At 66.1% G+C, this 21,116-nt stretch carries 14 protein-coding genes; 5 read left to right on the forward strand and 9 right to left on the reverse strand.

The window, feature by feature from the left end; genetic code table 11:
• From V8J38_RS04670 to V8J38_RS04690, 5 genes are all read left to right on the forward strand, one after another.
• Window positions 1-957, forward strand: a complete 957-nt coding sequence (locus V8J38_RS04670; RefSeq protein ID WP_338578092.1) for a D-glycerate dehydrogenase — start codon at window positions 1-3, stop codon at window positions 955-957.
• Complete coding sequence (locus V8J38_RS04675) at window positions 941-1,735, forward strand: kinase (RefSeq protein ID WP_338578093.1); 795 nt, start codon at window positions 941-943, stop codon at window positions 1,733-1,735. The genes V8J38_RS04670 and V8J38_RS04675 overlap by 17 nt, the downstream gene beginning before the upstream one ends.
• Window positions 1,732-2,871, forward strand: coding sequence for an FMN-dependent L-lactate dehydrogenase LldD (gene lldD, locus V8J38_RS04680; RefSeq protein WP_338578094.1), 1,140 nt, complete (start codon window positions 1,732-1,734; stop codon window positions 2,869-2,871). The genes V8J38_RS04675 and lldD overlap by 4 nt, the downstream gene beginning before the upstream one ends.
• A gap of 90 nt (window positions 2,872-2,961) precedes the next feature.
• The gene (locus V8J38_RS04685; protein ID WP_338578095.1) at window positions 2,962-4,593 is read left to right on the forward strand and encodes a rhamnogalacturonidase; all 1,632 of its coding nucleotides are present in this window, start codon (window positions 2,962-2,964) and stop codon (window positions 4,591-4,593) included.
• Between the two features lie 52 nt (window positions 4,594-4,645).
• Window positions 4,646-6,739: a glycoside hydrolase family 2 protein gene (locus tag V8J38_RS04690; protein WP_338578096.1), complete on the forward strand. Its 2,094-nt coding sequence runs from the start codon at window positions 4,646-4,648 to the stop codon at window positions 6,737-6,739.
• 135 nt (window positions 6,740-6,874) lie between these two features.
• Here V8J38_RS04690 and V8J38_RS04695 read toward each other — a convergent pair whose 3' ends face one another.
• The 9 genes from V8J38_RS04695 to V8J38_RS04735 all read right to left on the reverse strand — a co-directional run bounded on the left by V8J38_RS04695 (window position 6,875) and on the right by V8J38_RS04735 (window position 21,094).
• Window positions 6,875-10,102: an alpha-L-rhamnosidase gene (locus V8J38_RS04695; protein WP_338578097.1), complete on the reverse strand. Its 3,228-nt coding sequence runs from the start codon at window positions 10,100-10,102 to the stop codon at window positions 6,875-6,877.
• The gene (locus tag V8J38_RS04700; protein WP_338578098.1) at window positions 10,099-12,087 is read right to left on the reverse strand and encodes a right-handed parallel beta-helix repeat-containing protein; all 1,989 of its coding nucleotides are present in this window, start codon (window positions 12,085-12,087) and stop codon (window positions 10,099-10,101) included. Before V8J38_RS04700 ends, V8J38_RS04695 begins: the two co-directional genes overlap by 4 nt.
• 144 nt (window positions 12,088-12,231) lie before the next feature.
• Complete coding sequence (locus V8J38_RS04705; protein ID WP_338578099.1) at window positions 12,232-13,077, reverse strand: fumarylacetoacetate hydrolase family protein; 846 nt, start codon at window positions 13,075-13,077, stop codon at window positions 12,232-12,234.
• A 22-nt stretch (window positions 13,078-13,099) separates the two neighbouring features.
• Window positions 13,100-13,825, reverse strand: a complete 726-nt coding sequence (locus V8J38_RS04710; RefSeq protein WP_338578100.1) for an SDR family oxidoreductase — start codon at window positions 13,823-13,825, stop codon at window positions 13,100-13,102.
• 147 nt (window positions 13,826-13,972) lie between these two features.
• A complete protein-coding gene (locus V8J38_RS04715; RefSeq protein WP_338578101.1) occupies window positions 13,973-16,675 on the reverse strand; it encodes a TonB-dependent receptor in 2,703 nt (900 codons plus the stop codon).
• Window positions 16,676-16,815: 140 nt separating this feature from the next.
• Window positions 16,816-18,069 carry an MFS transporter gene (locus V8J38_RS04720; protein WP_338578102.1) on the reverse strand — a complete coding sequence of 418 codons (1,254 nt, stop codon included), beginning with the start codon at window positions 18,067-18,069 and terminating at the stop codon, window positions 16,816-16,818.
• Window positions 18,070-18,094: 25 nt separating this feature from the next.
• A complete protein-coding gene (locus V8J38_RS04725; protein ID WP_338578103.1) occupies window positions 18,095-18,958 on the reverse strand; it encodes an amidohydrolase family protein in 864 nt (287 codons plus the stop codon).
• Window positions 18,955-19,905, reverse strand: a complete 951-nt coding sequence (locus tag V8J38_RS04730; protein ID WP_338578104.1) for an aldo/keto reductase — start codon at window positions 19,903-19,905, stop codon at window positions 18,955-18,957. Before V8J38_RS04730 ends, V8J38_RS04725 begins: the two co-directional genes overlap by 4 nt.
• A gap of 31 nt (window positions 19,906-19,936) precedes the next feature.
• The gene (locus V8J38_RS04735) at window positions 19,937-21,094 is read right to left on the reverse strand and encodes a mandelate racemase/muconate lactonizing enzyme family protein (protein ID WP_291776997.1); all 1,158 of its coding nucleotides are present in this window, start codon (window positions 21,092-21,094) and stop codon (window positions 19,937-19,939) included.
• Window positions 21,095-21,116 lie beyond the last annotated feature (22 nt).

Raw genomic sequence — 21,116 nt, forward strand, 5'->3', positions numbered from 1 at the left:
ATGAAGCCGAAAATCCTGATCACCCGGCGCTGGCCCCAGGCCGTGGAGACGCGCCTGGCGCAGCACTATGAGGTGACGCTGAACGAGAGCGATACACCGCTTGGTCTGGAGCAACTGCGCGCCGCTATGGGCGATTACGACGCCCTGTGCCCGACGGTGTCCGATCGGGTTCCAGCCGAGGTGCTGTCCGCCCCGGGCGCACGCGTACGCATCATCGCCAACTATGGCGCGGGCTATGAACATATCGATCTGGAAGCGGCCAAGGCCGCCGGGATCGCTGTCACCAACACGCCGGACGTCCTGACCGACGCCACGGCGGAGTTGGCGCTTCTGCTGATGCTGACGGCGGCGCGCCGTTCCGGCGAAGGGGAGCGTGAGTTGAGGGCCGGGGCGTGGCAGGGTTGGCGTCCGACCCATCTTCTGGGCCAGTCTCTGGCGGGCAAGACCTTGGGCCTGGTCGGCTATGGCCGGATCGCGCGCGCTACTGCAGATCGGGCGAGGGCGGCTCTTGGCATGAAGATCGCCTATCACAGCCGCCGTCGAGCGGAGGATGAGGGAGACGCAGCCTATCACGACACCCTGGAAAGCCTGGCCGAGGCGTCTGACGTCCTGTCGCTGCACACGCCGGGGGGAGCGGCCACGCACCACCTGATCGATGCGCGCGTGTTGCGGCTGATGAAGCCCACCGCCATCCTGATCAATACGGCGCGGGGGTCTGTCGTGAACGAGAACGACCTGGCTCAGGCGCTGCAGGATGGCGTGATCGCCGGGGCCGGTCTGGACGTCTATCAGGGCGAGCCCGCCGTCAATCCCGCTCTGTTGCAGGCGCCGAACGCGGTGCTGTCGCCGCACCTGGGAAGCGCCACCGTGGAGACCCGCGTCGCCATGGGGATGCGGGCGGCCGACAATCTCGACCGCTTCTTTGCCGGAGAGCCGCTGCTTGACCAGGTCGCTTGACGCTCTCGAGCAGGCGCTGGACGACTGGCGCGGCGCCGGGCCGTTCGTCCTAGGCCTTTGCGGCGCGCAAGGGTCCGGCAAGTCGACCTTGTCGGCCGCGCTTGAGCAGCGGCTGAAAGTGCGGGGCGTTCGGGCAGCGGTCCTGTCGCTGGACGATCTCTATCTGTCGCATGATCGGCGTCAGGCGTTGGCGCGGGCGGTCCATCCCCTGTTCGCCGTGCGGGGCGCGCCTGGAACCCACGACGTGCCGCAAGGGCTGGCGCTGGTGGAGGCGGCGAAGGCCGGACAAGACGTGCTTCTGCCGCGTTTCGACAAGGCGACGGACGATCCCGCCCCTGAAGCGGGCTGGACCCGAGCCCAGGGACCGCTGGACGTGCTGATCTTCGAGGGGTGGTGCGTCGGCGCCCGGCCTCAGGCCGAGGCGGACCTGGTCGCTCCTGTGAACGATCTGGAGGCGCGGTGCGACCCTGACGGCGTCTGGCGGCGTTACGCCAATGGGGCACTGGCCGGCGCCTACGCCGATCTTTTCGCACGCATCGACCGGCTGGTGTTGCTGGCCGCGCCGGGTTTTGAAGTGGTGGCGCGGTGGCGCCTGCAGCAGGAACAGGCCCTACGCGCCCAGGCCCCTGACGGCGCCCGCGTCATGAGCGACGCCGAGGTCGCGCGCTTCATTCAGCACTATGAGCGGCTGACCCGCCATATCCTGTCCGACATGCCGTCCTATGCTGATCTGACGTTGAGGTTGGACGAGGATCGGCGACTGAAAGACCTGTCATGATCATCGCCTCGACCACCGACTTTCGCGAGGCGGCGCGCCGTCGTCTGCCGCGCTTCCTGTTCGACTATATCGATGGCGGCGCCTTCGCCGAGAAGACGCTGCGCGACAATGTCGATGATCTGGCGGGCGTGGCGCTGCGTCAGCGCGTCTTGCGCGACGTCTCGAGTCTGAGCCTGACGACCGAGCTGTTCGGCGAGAAGATGGCAATGCCGGTGGCGCTGGCGCCCATCGGCCTGGGCGGCATGTCGGCGCGGCGGGGCGAGGTGCAGGTGGCTCGCGCGGCCTGCGCCGCCGGCGTGCCCTACGTCCTGTCCACTGTCAGCGTCTGCTCGATGAAGGAAGTGATCGACGGTTGCGGCTGGCCGGTATGGTTCCAGCTCTATGTGCTGAAGGACCGAGCCTTCATGCGCGATGCGCTGGAGCGGGCCATGGCTCTGGGCGTGACCAAGCTGGTCTTTACCGTCGATATGCCGGTGCCCGGGTCGCGCTATCGCGATCCCCATTCGGGCATGAGCGGCCCATGGTCGGGCGCGCGTCGCATGATCCAGGCCGCCCTTCATCCGCACTGGGCGTTTGACGTCGGCCTGCTGGGACATCCGCATGATCTGGGGAACATCTCGGCCTACCGCGGCAAGGCGACGGGTCTGGCCGATTACATCGGCTGGCTGGGTCAGAATTTCGATCCGTCGATCAGTTGGTCGGACCTGGAATGGATTCGCGACGTGTGGAAGGGCGACATCATCATCAAGGGCGTGCTCGACCCCGAAGATGCGCGCGACGCCCTGCGCTTCGGCGCGACGGGGCTGGTGGTGTCGAACCACGGCGGACGTCAGCTGGATGGAGCCATCTCGACCGCTCGCGCCCTGCCGGCCATCGCCGAGGCGGTGGGCGACGATCTGACGGTGCTCGTCGACGGCGGGGTCCGCACCGGGCTCGACGTGATGCGAATGCTGGCGTTGGGGGCGAAGGGCGTCCTGCTGGGACGGGCCTACATCTACGCGTTGGCGGCCGGCGGCGAGGCAGGGGTGGCTCGCCTGCTGGAGTTGGTCGCAGCGGAGATGAGGGTGGCCATGGCTCTGTCTGGCGTCACGTCGATCAAGGATATCTCGTCCGAGGCGCTGGTGTCGCAGGGTTGACCCGATGCCGCAGGCTATTCAGCCGGCTCAGACTTGATTTAAGGTAATACGTCATACAACATGCCTTCCAACGTAGAGGGGATGGAACGCATGGCGGATGGCGCATTGGGAGAGAGGGCGGAATTCAGCCGTCGGTTCGCGACCCTGGGACTGGGCGCGGCCATGGCGATGAGCCCGACCATCGTGCGCGCCTCAGGCTCCCTGAGCGGCTTCTACAACGTCCGCGACTATGGGGCGGCGGGCGACGGCATCGCCATCGATTCCGACGCCATCAACAAGGCGATCGAGGCCGCTTCGGCCAAGGGCGGCGGCACAGTGGTGGTGCCGCCGGGTCATTATCTGTGTTTCTCGATCCGTCTGCGCAGCTTCATCACCCTGGTGCTGATGAACGGTTCCGTCATTGAGGCGGCGGATCCGCGCAAGCACGCGGGCCGCTACGACCTGCCCGAAAACGTCTTCGAGGAGCAGCTTCAGGATTATGGCGTCAGCCATTTCCACAACAGCCTGATCTATGGCGACGGCGTCACGGACGTCGCCATCATCGGCAAGGGGCTGATTCACGGCATCGGTCTGGATCGCGAGGGTCCGACGCCGCGCTGGCACGGCATGGCGGGCTGGAAATCGCCGAGCGAACAGGGCCTGACCGCCGACGAGGCGCGCCGCGCCATCCCGCGCGAGATGGCCTATGAAGGGCGAGGCAACAAGGCGGTCGCCTTCACCCGTTGCCGCAACATTCTCCTGCGCGATTTCACCATTCTGCAGGGCGGGCATTTCGCCTGCTATGTCCTCGGCTCGACCAACGTACGGATCGACGGCCTGACCGTGGATACGGACCGCGACGGCATCGACATCGACGCCTGCCGGGACGTGCGGGTGACCAACTGCCTAGTCAACGCCCCCAAGGACGACGCCATCGTGCTGAAGAGCAGCATGGCGCTGCAGGAATTCCGCATGTGCGAGGACGTCAGCGTCATCGGCTGCAAGACCAGCGGCTATCTGCTGGGCACGGTGGTGGACGGGACCTATCAGCCTTCGCCCTATATGTCGGTGGATAACGTCGGGGTGCTGGGCCGGATCAAGCTGGGCACGGATTCGGCGGCGGGTTTCCGCAATATCCTGGTGTCGGACTGCACCTGCGAGAACACGCGCGGACTGCAGATGGGAGCCATCGACGGCGGGGTGCTGGAGGACGTGGTCTTTTCCAACATCATCCTGCGCAATCCGGTGAACCATCCGATCTTCGTGCGGTTGTCGGCGCGCAATCGGGCGCCGCGCGGCGCCCAGATGTCGCGCGTGCGTCGCATACGGTTCTCAAACATCAACGTCTCGGGCGCGCGGGGCGATTTCGTCAGCGGAGTGGTCGGCATTCCAGGCGGAACGATCGAGGACGTCAGCTTCTCCGACATCCATGTGCGTTCCAGCGGCGGCGGCACGCGTGAGGACGCGTCGCGGGACATCCCCGAGCGCATCAACTCCTCGCTCGAACCCAGCTTCATGGGGACCTTCCCCGCCCATGGGCTCTATGTCCGCCACGCCCGCAACATCAGCGTCAAGGACACGACCTTCGAGGTTGAGGAGGCGGACGCACGGCCCGCCGTCGTCATGGACGATGTCCAGGGCGCCGTCATTGACGGTCTGCGCTCCAGCGCCGCGCCGCGAGGCGCGGTCCGGACCGTCCGAAGCCGTGACATCCGCACCGGCGACGTAAGCCGCCTGACCTGACCGCTCCAAAGCGACGTAACGACGCCCGCCAAGGGCGTGAGGAGGATCTTCCATGAAGCGCATCTCACCCCAATCCCTGCGCGCGCGCCTGATCATAGGCGGCGCGACGTGGGTTCTGGCCGTCGGCGCGGCCTCGGCGGCGGACGAAAGGCCCCTGACCGACGGCTGGCGCTTTACGCGGACCGACGCCGTCGGCGCCCAGGCGTTCCGGTTCGACGATCGGGCCTGGAGCGCGGTCGTCGTGCCGCATACCTACAATGTCGAGGATTCCGGCATCGGCGGAGCCAAGGCGCGGGGCGAGCCGGAAGGCGTCTATTATCGCGGTCCCGCCTGGTATCGTCTGACGCTGGATCAGACGCCCCGGCCGGGCAAGCGTTACTTCCTGCATTTCGGCGGCGCGACGTTGAAGGCCGACGTCTATCTGAACGGCCGCGCCGTGGGTACGCACGAGGGCGGATACGCCGCCTTCCGCTATGATGTGACCGACGCCCTGCGCAGCGGGGGCAACCTGTTGGCCGTCCGTGTCGATAACGCGCGCAACACCCGATACGCGCCGCTGAACGGCGACTTCAACATCTTCGGCGGCCTGTATCGCGAGGTGAAGCTGATCGAGACGCCGGACCTGCACATTGACCTGATGCAGCAGGGCGGGCCGGGCCTGCATGTCCGCACCGAGGCCCTGACGCCTGGGCAGGCGACGATCGGCGCTAGAGTGCAGGTGCGTAACGACAGCCGCGCGGCGCGGCGGTTCGAGGTGCTGACGCGCGTCATCGATGCGGACGGCGCCGTCGTTGCCGAGACCCGTACGCCGACGACTCTGGCGGCCGGCCGAGGGCAGACGGTGGAGCAGACCCTGGCTCTGGTCAATCCGAGGTTGTGGGAAGGACGGCGATCGCCCTACCTCTACAGAGCGGTGTCTGAAATCCTGTTGGACGGTCAGGCGATCGACAGCGCCGAGGTTCCTCTGGGCGTCCGCACCGTGGGTCTCAGCGACAAGGGCGAGTTCCTGCTGAACGGCCAACCCTACGCCCTCTACGGAGCCAACATCCAGATGCCGACCCGCTTCGGCAAGGGACCCATCGTCACGGACGCCGAGATCGACGAGGACATGCAGATCATGTCGGACATGGGCGTCACCGCCCTGCGTCTGGCGCATATGCAGCATCCGCAACGCGTCTATGAGACGGCGAACCGTCTTGGGCTGCTGCTGGTCACGGAAGTGCCGCTGATCGACGACATGGACCCCTCCGATCAGTTCCGTGAAAACCTGGTTCAGCAGATGCGCGAGCTGATCGCCCAGAACGACAATCATCCCTCCGTGGGCTTGTGGGGCATCGGCAATGAACTGCGGACCTCGGGCGACGCGGCCAACCGGCTGATGGCGGCGCTGCAGAGCACCGCCAAGGAAATGGATCCGACCCGGCCGACCACCTATGCCCACTGCTGTCTGGCGGATGACGACTCCATCGCTCAGCACAGCGACACCGTTTCCTATAATCGCTATTTCGGCTGGTATTGGACCGAACCCAAGGACATCGGTCCCTGGGCGGACGAGCTGCACGCGCGGATGCCGCACCGTCCGATCGGCGTCAGCGAGTACGGCGCGGGAGCCAGCATCCAGCATCAGGAGGATCCGGTGCTGCGCCGGCCTGTAGCTGACGGCTACTGGCACCCCGAACAGTGGCAGACGACCTTCCATGAGGTGCATTGGCGCGAGATGCGTCAGCGGCCTTTCCTGTGGTCCAACTTCATCTGGCTGGGTTTCGACTTCCCATCGTTCAAGCGCAACGAGGGCGACCGTCCGGCCATCAACGACAAGGGCCTGGTCACCGAGGACCGCCAGACACGCAAGGACGCCTATTACTGGTATCAGGCCAATTGGTCGAATGAGCCGATGCTTCACATCACCAGTCGCCGCGACGTGAACAAGCGCACCCAACGGGTGAAGGTGAAGATCTTCTCCAACCAGGATCAGGTGCGGCTGCGTCTGAACGGCGGCGACTGGACGGCCGTGCCGGTCGAGGACCACGCCGCCGTCTGGGAGATCGATCTGGCGCCGGGCGAAAACCTGGTCGAGGCGACGACCGAGGCCGGCGGCCGCGAGCTGAGCGACAGCGTGCGCTGGAACTATCGCACCACGCCTTGATCAGCCCTTTTCACTCCTGAACCTTCAGCCCTCCCGTATTCGCCGGGAGGGCTTCTTTTTGGAGCGGCCGCCATACGAAAAACCCCTCCCGGCGCGGACCGGGAGGGGCGTTTCGGGGAGGAGGGGAGGACGAGATCAGGCTCTGGACGTGAACCTGTAATCGCCGGAACCGACCTCCAGCACCAGACGATCGCCGTCCATGCCGCGCACGACGACGCCCTCGACCTGGGTCAGGGGCAGGCCGGTCTCGCGCACCTTGTCGGCGGAGCGCGCCGGGATGCGGACCTCGGCCCGGCTGTTGGTCGGCACGACCAGACGCAGGTCGAAGCCGCCGTCCGGCTGCATCTCCCAGTCGGTGGTGATACGGCCCAGGATGCTGTCGTAATCGCCCCCGCCGCGCGGCACGCGGGAGTCCAAGACAGGATCGAAGCGGAAACTGAGGAAGCCGGCGCGGACCGGATCGATCCCCGCGATACGGCGGAAGACGAATCCCGTCACCGCACCAAGGGCGTAGTGATTGAACGAGTTCATGGCCACGTCGCCGACATCGCCGTTCCAGCGCTCCCAGATGGTCGTGGCGTCCTTGCGGATCATATAGCCCCAGGACGGGAAGTCCGTGCGCAGCAGCAGGTCGTAGACGAGGATGTCCTGTCCGTTCTCCACCAGGGCGTCGAGGCTGTAGGGCGTGCCGAGGAAGCCCGTGGAAAGAAGCGTTCCCCGACGACGGATATCGGCGACCAGATGGCCCGTCGCGGCGGCGCGCAGAGCATCGGGCACGAGCCCAAACCACAGCGCCAGAATGTAGCCGGCCTGAGAGCCGTTGCCCATGGAGCCGTCCGGCCGCACGAATTCCTGCTGGAAGGCTGCGGTGATGCGCTGCGATAGTTCCTGATAGCGGACCGCTTCGGGGCGTCGGCCGGAGCCGAGCGCCATCTCGGCCATGGCGTCGACCGAGTGCTTCCACATCGCCGTGCCGATCAGGGCCTTGGGGGTGGTCTCGTCGCCTGGATTGACCGCGTCCAGCGCCACCCAGTCGCCAAAATCATAGCCGCGCTCGCGGCGCCAGATGTAGTCTGGGTTGTGCTCCAGGATGAAGCGCAGATAGCGCGTCATCGCGGCCCAGTTCTGATCCACCACGGCGGTGTCGCCGTAACGCTTCCACGCCGTCCAGGGCAGGATGACCCCGCCGTCGGCCCAGCCGGGCGAGGCGCCCAGCCCCAGGTCCTGCCAGCCGGCGGGCGCATAGTCGGGAAACTCTCCGCGCGGCCCCTGGGCGTCGCGCACGTCTCCCATGAACCGTTCGGTGAAGGCGGCGACGTCCATGTTGAAGGCGGCCGCGTCCCAGAAGACGTTGGCGTCGCCAGTCCAGCCCAGGCGCTCATCGCGTTGCGGGCAGTCGGTCGGCACGCCGAAGAAGTTGGAGCGCTGGCTCCACAGGGTGTTGCGCCACAGGCCGTGGATCACGGGATCGGCCACTCTCAGGTGACCCGTCTCGGTCAGGTTGGAGGAGACGACGATGCCTTCGATATCATCGGCCGTGGGCGCGCGCCCCGTCGCTTCCTCAAAACCTTCGACCTCCACGTAGCGGAAGCCGAAATAGGTGAAATGCGGCTCATAGGTCTCCCCGGCCGGGTCGCCCCTCAGGGTATAGACGAGCGCGGCGCGTGCGGCGCGCAGGTTGGACTGGTCGACGTATCCGTCGTTCTGCAGCACCTCGGCGAACTTCAGCGTGACGGCCTGGCCGGCGCGGCCCTTCGCCTTCAGGCGCGACCAGCCGGAGAAGTTCTGCCCGTAGTCGAGGATATAGTTCGAGCCGACCTTTGTGATCGACTTGGCTTTCAGCGTCTCGATGCGGCGCAAGGGCGGGCTGACCTGGGCCTTGAGCGCGCACGGCGGCTTCGGCGCGATCTCGACCGCGCGCCATCCGCCGGCGTCATAGCCGGGCGCCGCCCAACCGGTCTTCTCCAGCCGGGCGTCATAGTCCTCGCCATAGTAGATTTCGCCCTTGGTGACCGGGGCCTCGGTCAGGCGCCAGCTGTCGTCGGTGACGATGGTCTCGCGTACGCCGTCCGCATAGGTGACCTCCAACTGGGCGAAGAAGCGCAGCGGCGCGTCGCCGAAGGCGTAGCGGCCCGCCGGTGCATGATAGCTGCCGTACCAGCCATCGCCGACCATGGCGCCGATGGCGTTCTCGCCGGGCGACAGCAGATCGGTCACGTCGTGGACCTGATAGAGGGCCGTCTTGCGGAAGTCGGTGCTTTCAGGGCTGAGCAGGGCGTCGCCGACGCGGCGGCCGTTGATCTGCGCCTCATAGACGCCGAGGGCTGTCGCATAGAGGCGGGCGTGGGCGACTGGACGCGACAGGGTGAACCCCTTGCGCAGCAGAAACGCGCCATAGCCTGGCCAGGCCTGAGGCTGGTTCTTCGAAACATCGGCGGCGGACCAGCGCGCGTCGTTGAAGCCGGGCTGCTCCCAACCGGTCGGGGCGTGCAGCGCCGTCTTCATGCCGCGTGAGGTGATGCGCTCGACGCGGCCGCCGCCCAGGTCGGCGCGGATCATGGCCGCCGCTGCGATTTCGTGCAGCTTGGGCTCGTTGAAGGCGTTGGGATCCTTGACCCGGAAGGCCACGACGTGACGGCCTGCGCCCAGGCGGTGGCGGGTCTCGGCGATCGGCGCGACGCCGAACGAGATGGACGGGTGATGCGGGCGCTCCACCGTGCGTCCGTCCAGCCAGATTTCGGCGTCGAAATTGGCTATGGAGAAAAGGGTGACGTCGGCCGCCGAAGGCAGGGTGAAGTTCAGGCGGAAATAGCGGTCGGATCGGTCCGCCGGACGATCGCCGCGCATCCACAGAAGACCCGCCTCGCGGTCTGCGCGGGCCATGACGGTCTCGGCCGCGATCCAGTTCGCTCGCCAATCCGAAGGCTGAATCAGGCCCATTTCGAAGCGCGAGACGGCGCTGGTCGCACGCCGTCCCTTGTTGTCGCGCACCAGCACCCTCCACCAGACGACCTGGCGCGATTTGAGCGGACTGCCCAGCCAGGACACGTCCATGCTCTGATCCGTCAGCACTTCGCCTGCGTGCCAAAGATCGGGCGCGCCGCTCTCCAGCAGTTCGCGCGTGCTGGCGGCCTGGATCTCGTAGCGGGTTTGATGAACGTCCCGGTCGGGGCTTTGCAGCCGCCAGGACAGGCGCACGGCCTGATCCTCAAGCCCGATCGGTTCAACGGCGGAGGAGGCTCTGAGGTCGAGCACCTCCAGCGGGGGCGTCTGCAGGGCGCGGGCCGAGGCGGCGGGAGCGGCGGCGGCCAGTCCAGCCAGTCCTGCTCCGCCCAGCAGGCCGCGACGCGAAACCGCGCTCATCGGGCGGACTCAGCGACAGGGGCGGACTCAGCGATAGGGCGAGGGCCTGCGTCGTCCATGACGGCCCTGGCCTCGGCCGGCCAGTCGCGGGCGGGATAGAGGAAGTTGCCCTCGGCCGTGTTGCCGATGCGGGCCAGCCAGCGGCCACCGGTGCGCAGGGAGTTGTGCCAGTTTCCGGTCGCGCGGTTGTCGGTCGAGATGCCGCGGTCATACATTCGCCCGGCCGTGTTGATGTTCAGCCACTTGCCCTGGGTGTCGATGACGTTGCCGGTGACAGTGAAGTGCTTGGACCCCTCGTCCAGATAGACGCCGATCTTGTCGCGAATGTCGAAGATGTGGTTGCCGCGGATGATCGCGTTCGGGTTGGCGGACAGGTTGTAGATGGCTCCGCCGTCCATGTACCAGGTCTTCACCCCGTGGATGCGGTTGCCTTCGATCAGCGTGTTGCGGAGCGTCGTGGGCGTGGTGAAGCGGGTGTTGTAGAGATACCCCTTCTGGTTCTGGTCGTAGTTGGGGTTGCCGCCAGCGTCGTTGTAGCCCCAGCCCCAGCCCACGGCGACCGCATCATAGGGGGCGTCGGTGATGTCGTTGTGCAGGATGCGCGCGCCGTCGACGTAGGTCGTCAGGATGGCGGCGTTGTCCTTGTAGTCCTGGCTGACGCCGGCGATGACGTTATCGGCGATCTCAATATTGCGAAGGATCAGGTTCGGATCCGTAGGGTGGTGAGCGTCCAGGCGCACTCCGCCCGCCATGATGGCGCTGCCGGACAGGACGCCGAAGTGGTTGCGGCTGACCCGCACGTCCTGAACCGCCAGGCCGACCCCAGACAGATTGGCGTTGGCCTCATTGCCCAGACCGAGCGCGATCTGGCCCAACTGGGTGAAATGGTTGTTCTCGAACACGATGTTGTGGGCCGCCGCTACCTGCACGGCGGCGGGAATCTGATGCCACAGCTGGCGCATGGATTCGAACTCCGGGCAGCCCCAACCGCACGAGGACCAGGCGTCCGCCGGTCGGATGGACGACACATCCTTGAGGAAGGCGCCGCTCTGCTGGTTGGCGTAGCCGGTCGACTCGGAAGGACCCATCCACGAGGTGTAGGAGAAGCGAAGACCGCTGAAGGAGAGGTTGCGGATCGGCGCCTCGGGCGTGCCGCTGATCGACATCAGGGCGGGCAGGGCGGGAATCGTGACCCGCAGCCTGGCGATGTCGTCGTCCTGGGCGATGCGAAGATAGAGCTTTCCCGCCTTTGGATCGATGAACCACTGATAGGGCTTGGCGTGCCAGTCGTTGGTCTTGCCGATCAGTTCGGGAGCATTGACCAGAAACAGGCGGGAATCGTCTGGGAAGATGGGCTTCGAGATGGTGTCGTAGCCCCAGGTGTTGTTGTCCCAGGCGGGTTGCTGCATCGTCAGCGTCGTCCCGCTGATCGAGGCGACGGGCGAGAAGCGGTCTGTGAAGAAGCCCGTCGCCTCGATCTCCAGCCGTTCCGGGTGTTGCAGCGAGCCGATGAAGGCCAGGTCAGGGTTGGTGATCTGCAGGCCCGTTGCGGTGAAGCTGACGTCCGAATGACGGATCTCGAGCCAGGGGCGTTCGGCCAGGGTGTCGTTGACCCAGACCTGCCGGGCGTCCAACCCCTTGGGCAGGTCGGCCACATAGATGCGGCGATCTTCATCGAACAGGGTGAAGCCGGAGACGTCGAAGCCGCCGGAGACGACCGGTCGATCCGCGTCCTTGGCGCGCCAGGTCACTGAGTGGTCGCCCTGACCGCCGTCGGCCGCCTTGAAGACGAGAGGTTGATCCAGGCGATAGACGCCGCCTGCGATCTCGACGATCACGTCGTCGCGCCGATTGTGATCCCGAACAAGGGCCTGGGCGCGGGGCAGGGTCTTGACGGGCCGGGCGGCGCTGCCGGGATTGCGGTCATCGCCGCCGGGCGCGACATGGATCATCGTCTGCGCCGCGGCGGCGTTCGCCGAAAGCATGAGCCCTGCGGTGAAAACCCCCGCTGCGAGTCTGCCGAAACCTGTTGCCTGCCCCATGTCCCGCACTCCCCATAATCATGTTATGTATTATGATATGAACCTAGCGGATGAACCCTCGGTGTCAATGCTGGACGGGGACGGAAATCAGGCCTGCGCGACGACCTGTCGCTGCTCGCCCAGGCCTGCAATCCCGAGTTCCATTACGTCGCCGGCGTTCAGGTAAAGCGGCTCGGGCTTCTGGCCCAGGCCGACGCCCGGCGGGGTGCCGGTGGAGATGACGTCGCCCGGCTGCAGGCTCATGAACTGGCTGACGTAGTGGACGATGAAGGCGGGCTTGAAGATCATGGTGGCGGTCGAGCCGTCCTGGAAGGTCTTGCCGTTGACCTTCAGCCACATGTGCAGGTCGGTGGGGTCGGGAACCTCGTCGCGGGTGACCAGCCAGGGGCCGATCGGGCCGAAGGTGTCGCAACCCTTGCCCTTGTCCCAGGTGCCGCCCCGCTCGGTCTGGAAGGCGCGCTCGGACACGTCGTTGATCGTGCAGTAGCCGGCGATGCAGGCCTCGGCCTCTTCTTCCGAAACGTAGGCGGCGTCCTTGCCGATGACGATGCCCAGCTCGACTTCCCAGTCCAGCTTGGTGGAGCCTCGGGGCTTCAGCACCGTGTCGTTCGGGCCGACGATGCAGGAGGTCGCCTTGGAGAAGAGCACGGGCTCTTCAGGGATGGGCAGGCCGGACTCTTCGGCGTGGTCGGCGTAGTTCAGGCCGATGCAGAGGAACTTCCCGACCTTGCCCACGCAGGCGCCGTAGCGGACGCCCTCCGGCGCCAGATGCAGGGCGGTCAGGTCGAGCGCGCGCAGGCGGGCCAGGCTGTCGTCCGACAGGGCGGCGCCATCGATGTCCGGGATGACGCCGCTGAGGTCGCGGATACGGCCGTCGGCGTCGATCACGCCAGGCTTTTCCTGACCCTGGGGGCCGAAGCGAAGAAGTTTCATCGTGAACGGTTCCTGCAGAAGCTCAGTTGACCCAGCCGCCGTCGATCACATTGACCGTGCCGGTGGTGAAGGCGGATTCATCGGAGGCCAGGTAGACGGCCAGGGCCGCCAACTCGGTCGGGCGGCCGAAACGGCCCATGGCCTGACGGGCGGTGAATTCGGCATAGGCCCTGTCAAAGTCGCCGGTGTCGCGCAGCCGCTGCAGCAGTGACGGGGTTTCGACCGTGCCGGGGCAGATGGCGTTGCAGCGAATGCCATGGGTGACGAAGTCGGCGGCGACGGATTTCGTCAGGCCGATCACGGCGGCCTTGGTGGCGCCATAGGCGAAGCGGTTGGGCACGGCCTTGATGCTGGAGCAGACCGAGGACATGTTGATGATCGAGCCGCCGCCGCCCGCGATCATTTGGGGCAGGAAGGCGCGGATCATGCGGTACTGGGCGGTGACGTTCAGGGTGTTGGAGAAGGCCCAGTCGTCTTCTTCGCAGTCCAGGATGGTGCCCGCATGGACGAACCCGGCGCAGTTGTAGAGCACGTCGACCTGGGGGAACTCCGCGGCGATGGCGCGGACCGCCTGCGGGTCGGTGACATCCAGCCTGCGCGTCGTCGCGCCCTCCAGGTCGGCCAGGCCGTCGGCGTTGATGTCCACGGCGATGACGGTCGCGCCTTCGCGCAGGAAGGCTTCGGCCGTCGCGCGCCCGATCCCCTGCGCCGCCGCCGTCACCAGGGCGGTCTTGCCTGCCAGTCTCATCCCTGAGCTCCTAAACATAAGACATATTATGTTTAGCTAGGCCTCCATAGGCCCATCGTCAAGCGGGAGAGAGGAGGCTTGCAGACAAAGAAAAACCGCCCCCCGACGAACGGGAGGCGGCGCACCAAAACGGCAGGGAGAGAGGGGTCAGAAGCGCATGCGCACTCCGGCGGACACGCGGCGGCCGGTGGTGCGGAACTCCTTGGTCCGGTCCGGAGAGACCGAATAGAGGAACTCCTCCTCGTCGGTCAGATTGAGGGCGTCCAGGAAGACGGTGACCTTGTCCGTCACGTCGTAGGAAACGCCGGCGTCCAACTGGCCATAGGCGTCGAAGAACTCCGGCTCGCTGTTGCGGCCGACGGCGACGGCGACAAACTCATCGCGCCACGTATAGGCCAGGCGAGCCTGGATCGGGCCCTTCTCATAGAAACCGACGAGGCTGTAGGAGTATTTCGACAGCCCTTCCAGGCCGTATGAGACGCCGCCGGCGTTGGAGTATTCGGCGTCGGAGTCGGCGTAGGTGAAGCTGGCCTGGGCGCCCAGGCCGTCGAACGGCGCCGGCAGGTTGTCGAACACCTGACGATAGCCCAGTTCGACGCCCTTGATGGTCGCGCCGTCGCCATTGCTCGGCACCGTGACCGAGAAGTCGACCTCATCGACGCGTTCCGTAGTCGTGCTGGTGCTCACGAAGGAGTCCAGGTTCTTGTAGAAGGCCGCGAAGGACAGCAGCGACGTCGGAGCGAAGTACCACTCGACCCCCGCCTCGAACTGCGTCGCGCGGAAGGGCTTCAGGTCGGGGTTGCCGCGCTTGATCGATTCATTGCCGGGGTTGGTCTGGATCGACTGGCGGGGCGACAGGTCGCTGAGCGTCGGGCGCGTCATGACGCGCGAGGCGGCGAAGCGCACGATGACGTCGTCGGTGACGGAAAGGCGAGCGTTCAACGACGGCAGGATGTCAGTGTATTCGCCCTTGAAGCTGATCGGCTCCACGTCGGACAGGACGATGATGTTCTGACCGGCGCCGTTGGGCTTGGCGCTAAGCACCGTGCGCGAGGCGCCGGACGAGGTGTAGGAGGTGTCCTCGATGCGAACGCCCATGTTCACCGTCAGCGGCATTCCGCCCAGGTCGGCCTCGACCTGACCCATCAGATAGCCGGTCCAGACCTTCTCATCGACGACGGACGAACCGGAAGGGTCATGGACGCTGGGTTCGAACGGCTTGCCGTCGCGATCGGCCAAACCCTTCACATAGGCGATCAGGGCGTTGGGATCATAGGTCAGCCAGTCATGCATGATGTCGCCGCCGCGACCGTCGAAGAAGTTCATGCCGGTCGGCGTGAACAGCTCCGCCGGCAGGGCCTCGTTGGAGTCGCAATAGGCGCACTGCTGATCGAACGGCATGGAGGTGCCATAGATGTCCTTGACGCGGTTCTGATAGCCCATGCCGGCATAGACGGTGACGTTTCCGGCCGGCGCCCATTCGCCGTCGATGCGGTATTCGTCGATGGTGTCCTTGGTCCGGCCGGGGCTATTCCAGATGTAATAGTGCGCGGTCAGGCCGTTCGGATCGACGGCGGCGTCGGCGTTCGAACCCGGGTAGCCGAAGCCGTATTCATAGATGGGCGAACCGCCACGACGATCCCACCACAGGTCGACGCCCTTGCGGCGGATGGTGGTGAAGCTGGGCGCCTGGTCGCTCTTGCGTTCGGCGGTCGAGGTCGAGACGTCGAACGACAGCTTCAGATCGTCGGTGACCTGCCAGTCCGCGTTGAAGCCCAACTGACGGGTTTCGACGTTGCGGGTGTCGTATTGCATGATCTGGTCGACGAAGCCGCCGACGTAGCGCTGATAGACCGCCTCATTGCCCTGGACCACTTGCTCGACCAAGTCGCCGCCAGCGAAGTCGAAGGCAAGTCCGGTCTGCCGTTCGGTGATGTCCGCCTTCACGTACATGGCGTCGAGCGTCAGGGTCAGATTGTCCTGCGGGCGATACTGGCCCGAGGCGTTCAGGCCCAGCATCTGCTTGCTGCGCTCGAAGAAGAAGGGCGACAGGTTCGACGGCATGGAGACCTTGTCGAAAGGCGCCACGTCGGGTCCGATGCGCGCGCCCTGGACGCCGCCGCGGCTGTAGTAGGAATCACCGCTGGAGCGGAAGACGTGGCCGGCGCCGATGGTGAATTCGTCGTTGCGGGTGTCCTGGTCGATGTAGGAGGCGGCCAGGGCGAAGCCCAGGGTGCGGTCGTCATTGCGCCAGGACAGGACGCCCGAAGCGTCCGAGCTGTAACTGTCGGCCAGTTCGGCCCAGGTCGAGCCGACCGAGGCGGCGGCGGCGAAGGGCTCGCGCTGGTCCAGCGGACGCAGGGTGCGGACATTGATGGTGGCGCCGATCGAGGCGCCGTTGATGTCGGCCTGGGGCGATTTGTAGACATCGGCGCCGGCGATGATTTCGGACGGCAGGACGTCGAAGGAGAACTCGCGGCCGTTATTGTCCGTGGCCAGGGTGCGGCCGTTGACGGTGACGGCGTTGAACTTGGGGCCGAAGCCGCGCACGGTCACGAAACGGCCTTCGCCGCGGTTGCGGTCGATGGTGACGCCAGGCACGCGCTGAAGCGATTCCGCCACGTTCTGATCGGGCAGCTTGCCCAGATCTTCGGACGCGATCGAGTCGACGACGCCGACGGCATTACGCTTGATGTCGATGGACTGCTGCTGGCTGGCGCGGATGCCGGTGACGACGATCTCGTCTACGACGGTGGCGTCCTGGCCACCGGTATCAGAAGCAGATGCGACTTGAGCCGAGGCGACGGCGGGTAGGGCGACGGCCAGCACGCCCAAGGCGGTCGCGGCCATCAGATGGGTCTTTGTTGACATCACGGGGTCCTGCTGAGGTTCCAACCTGGCGGCCTGTTTATTCCGGCCTTGATGAAACCCTACGAACGCCGTTTGGGTATGTCAAATTATCATCATACGTATTATAACATTTCGCTGCGTTAGCGGACGGATCGGATCGGCATGACGCAGAGGGCGGAACCGAAGACAAAGATCACAGCGGCGATGAAGATCACCGAATAGTCGCCGTCGAACAGGTACAGCAGAACGGCGGCCATGACCGGGCTGATGATCTGGGGAATGTTGACCGCTGTGGTCAGCACGCCCAGGTCCTTGCCTTCATCCCCCTCGGTGCTTTGAGGCAGGACCTGGGTCATCAGGGCCATGTCGATCGACATGAACATGCCGTAGCCCAGGCCGATGATCCCGGCGTAGATCCACATCCCCGTCATGTTCGGCAGCAGCAGGGGGGCCAGCATGGCGCAGCCCATGATCAGGCTGGCGCCGAAGACGAAGGGCTTGCGGCGCTGATAACGGTCCGACAGCCAGCCCGAGACCAGCGACGACGCCACCAGACAGATCAGGGTCAGGATCGCCATATTGGCGATGGCGATGTTGGAGTCGCCGTCCGACAGACCGATATAGTCGCGCAGGATGTAGAGCATGTAGGCCGCGATGGCCTGGTAGCCCATGTAGACCGTGAAGCGTCCCGCGAAGGCCCAGGCGAAGTCGGGATGCTCCTTCGGACTGATCCAGAACCCCTTGGCGAAGGCGATCCACGAAAAAGGCCGGGCGGGCAGGTCGGCGCTGGACGACTCGCGGTTGATGACCACGAAGACGAGGCAGGAGGCGGCGATGGCCAGGGCGAACAGGGCGTAGGCCATGACCTGGGCGCCCGCCAGATAGCCGGCGACCACCGTGCCGGCGGTCAGGCCGGCCGTCATCCCGGCGCCGACGATGCCGGACACCACGCCGCGCGCCTCGGGCGGGAAGCGGTCGGCGATGACGGTGGTCATGGCCGGCTGCATGGAGTTGTAGGCGACCGTGGCCATGACCCAGAACACCATCAGGGCCCAGAAGCTGGTCATCCAGGACACGCCGAAAAGACAGATCGAGCCGATCACCGAGGCGATGGCGATCCACGGAGACCGCCGCCCCCAGCGTGAACGGGTCCGGTCGGAAAGAGCGCCGGCGATCGGCGTCGTCAGGGTCGAGAAGACCGAGGTGACGGCGAACAGCAGGGCCAGGTTGTTGGCCTTGTTCGCGGGGTCCAGGGCCGCGATCTGATTGGGCAGCAGCACGCCGAGCACGCCGCTGTAAAGCGCCATCAGCAGGAAGAAATTGACCATCAGCGATAGCTGGAGCCGGCGACGGCGAACGCCTTCGACGGTCTGGGCGGTTCGTTCGAGGGTCATGGGAAATCCAGGGCTCGCGGCGATATCAGACGGGTGGCAGGCGGTAGAAGCCGCGCGCGGTCTCATGACGGATGAGCGCACGCTCGGCGTTCGAAAGGCGGGCTGTGGCGATGTCGAAAAGCGTCCGCCAGCGGGACAGTCCCCCTCGGGCCAGTTCAGCGACAGGCCAGTCCCCGCCGTACATCAGGCGCGAAGGACCGAAGCAGGTCAGGGCGTGGTCGATATAGGGGCGCAGGGCCTCGTCCCGGCCCTCGGCCCAGTCGTCCTGGGTCGTCAGGCCGGACAGTTTGGCGAAGACCTGAGGCCGCTTCGCCAGATGCTCCAGATTGGCGGCCCAATCGCTATGGCGGATGTCGCCCTTGCCGACGGCGATGTCGGGTTTGCCGAGATGGTCCAAGACGACGCGCGAGTGCGGCGCGGCCGCGAACAGCGCGTCCAGGGCTTCGATCAGTTCGGGCAACTGGTGGTCGCGGGCGCAGAGGTCCAGGCTGAGTCCTTCTTCGGCTGACGCGACCAGACCCTCGATATGGGCGGCCGAGGAGATGAAGCCGGGTGCTTCATTCTGGACTGAGCGACGGACGCCGCAAACCAGAGGTCGTTGTTTCAATTGGCGCAGCAGAGGCCTGACGGCTTCCCCTTCTTCCAGCGGCGCAAAGGCGACCACGCCGAGAATCTGCAAGGGGGAGCGATCCAGGCCGCTGACCCAATCGACCTCATTCAGGGTTTGTTCGGGCGCGCAGTCGGCCTGGACGAAGACGGCTTGGCGAGGCTCCGCCTGCCGGCGCGCCCACTCCTCGGGGCCGTGACGTCCGGCGATGGATGGAACGTGCTTCAGCCAGTCATAGCTGAGACGCTGCGGGTCCCACAGGTGAAGGTGAGCGTCGATCATCGGCCGGCCTTGCCGCCATCGCCGGGCAGTACGTCCCAACCGATGTCGCGCACGGAGGCCAGGGCGGCCTCGACGGCGGCGAGGATCGCCGGATCCAGCGGGGCGGTCATGGCTTCGATGTTGCGGGTCAGATTGGACGCCTTGGACATGCCGACCACGGTGGAAGCGACGCCGATCCGGGCCGCGGTCTGAAAGGCGAACTGCAGCGCGACGACGGACAGGTCCGCACCGAGTGCGGCGCAGGCCTTCGCCGCTTCTGCGGCCGCCTGACGCACGGCGGGGTGGGCGGGATGCCAGTCCGGAGGGCCCTTGGCCGTCAGCAGTCCCATGCCGAGCGGCGAGGCGTTGAAGACGCTGATTCCCGCCGCGTTCAGGCGTCGGGCCGTTTCGGCCAGACGTCGATCCTGAAGGGTGTAGGTGCAATAGGCCATGACGGTGTCGACCTGCTGCTCAACGGCGACGTCTTCGAGCAGGGAGAGGTCGTAGCCGGTGACGCCGATCCGTCCGATGACGCCCTCGCTCTTGAGCGTCCGCAGGGTCGGCAGGGCTTCGTCCAGCAACTGGCGTCTGTCGCCATGCTCTATGTCGTGGCATTGCAGCACGTCGATGTGGTCGACGCCGAGACGCGCAAGGCTGGCGTCCAGGCTGCGCAGGGTGGCGTCGCGCGAGAAGTCCCAATCCCTGTCGCCATAGCGGCCCACCTTGGTCATCAGGACGTAGTCGTTGCGCGCCGCGCCGCGCAGGGCGACGCCCAGGGCCGTCTCGGCGCGGGTCAGGCCGTAATAGGGCGCGACATCGATCAGATTGACGCCGGCCTGCAAAGCGGCGGCGACCACTTCATCGGCTTCGCCCTGCGATACGTCCTGATAGACGCCGCCCAGAGAGGCTCCGCCGAGCGCCAGCGTGGACACCAGAGGGCCGTCGCCGCCTAGACTGTTCTGCTGCATCCTGTCGTTTCCAATCGCGTCTTGTGACGTCTTATCGGTTGGCGGCGGTCCGGTTGTTCGGGACCAGGTCGAGCCCGGCCCGCCTGGGGCGGACATGAGGCCCGCTGGGGCTGGACCAGGTTCCGCTCAGCCGGTTGGCGTTGATCGCCGCCTCGTCGACCTCGATTCCCAAGCCCGGACGATCACCCAGAATCAGGCCGCCGTCAGCGATTTCCTGATCGACCTTGAGGCCGATCGGGAAGCCGAAGTCCTGAAGTTCGACGCCGAGCATGTTGGGAGCGGCGGCGGCGGCGTGAGCGATCGGGTTGCAGTCGTAGCCGACCGGCGAAACCGGCAGGTTGTGGGCATGGGCGGCCATGGAGACGCGGTGGAAGTGGGTGACGCCCCAAACGCTGCCGGTCTGGACGATGTCGACCGCCTTGGCGTCGAACAGGGGGGTGAACTGATCCAGACCCGTCAGGTTCTCGCCGGTGGCGACGGCGCAATGGGCGGCGCGGCTGATCATGGCGTGGCCGTCGGCGTCCCAGCGACGGACCGGCTCCTCAATCCAGGTCAAATCCAGATGCTGCTGGATCTCCGCGAGATGGCGGACAGCCTGTTTGCGGCTCCAGCACTCGTTGACATCGAGCATGAGGGCGGGGCGCGCGCTGTTGCGGCCGAGCACCTCGCGGGCGATCTTGAGGCGGCGGATGTCGCGATCCAGATCCAGGCCGCCCTTGACCTTGGCGGAGCTGAATCCGCGCTCGGCCCATTGGGCGTAATGGGCGGCGAAGGCGTCGTCGTCCAGGCCGAAGCATAGTCCCGACGCATAGCCGGGAACGAAGCGATCACGCGCGCCCAGCATCCGCCACAGCGGCTCGTCAGCCATCTTGGCCTTCAGATCCCAAAGGGCCATGTCGATGGCGGCGATGGCCCCGAAGGTGGCGCCGGCGTGGCCGCTCTTGAACACATGGGCCAGCATTCTGTCATAGAGGGCGGTGACGGCGCGGGGGTCCTCGTTCTCGACAGCGGGAAAGACCCTGGCGATGTCGGCATGCTGACCCAGACCCACCCCGGTCAGGCCGCCATCCGTCTCAAGCAGGAGGATAGCGTTCTCGGTGACGCCCGATGCGATCACCCCGTTGGCGTCGCCGATCGGGCGGCCCCAGTCGTGGACGGTGGTGAGGCTGCGATAGCCGGTGATCTTCATGAAACTCTCAAGCCAACCGAAT

It is taken from the genome of Brevundimonas olei, assembly GCF_037055245.1.
GTDB classification, from domain to species: domain Bacteria; phylum Pseudomonadota; class Alphaproteobacteria; order Caulobacterales; family Caulobacteraceae; genus Brevundimonas; species Brevundimonas olei.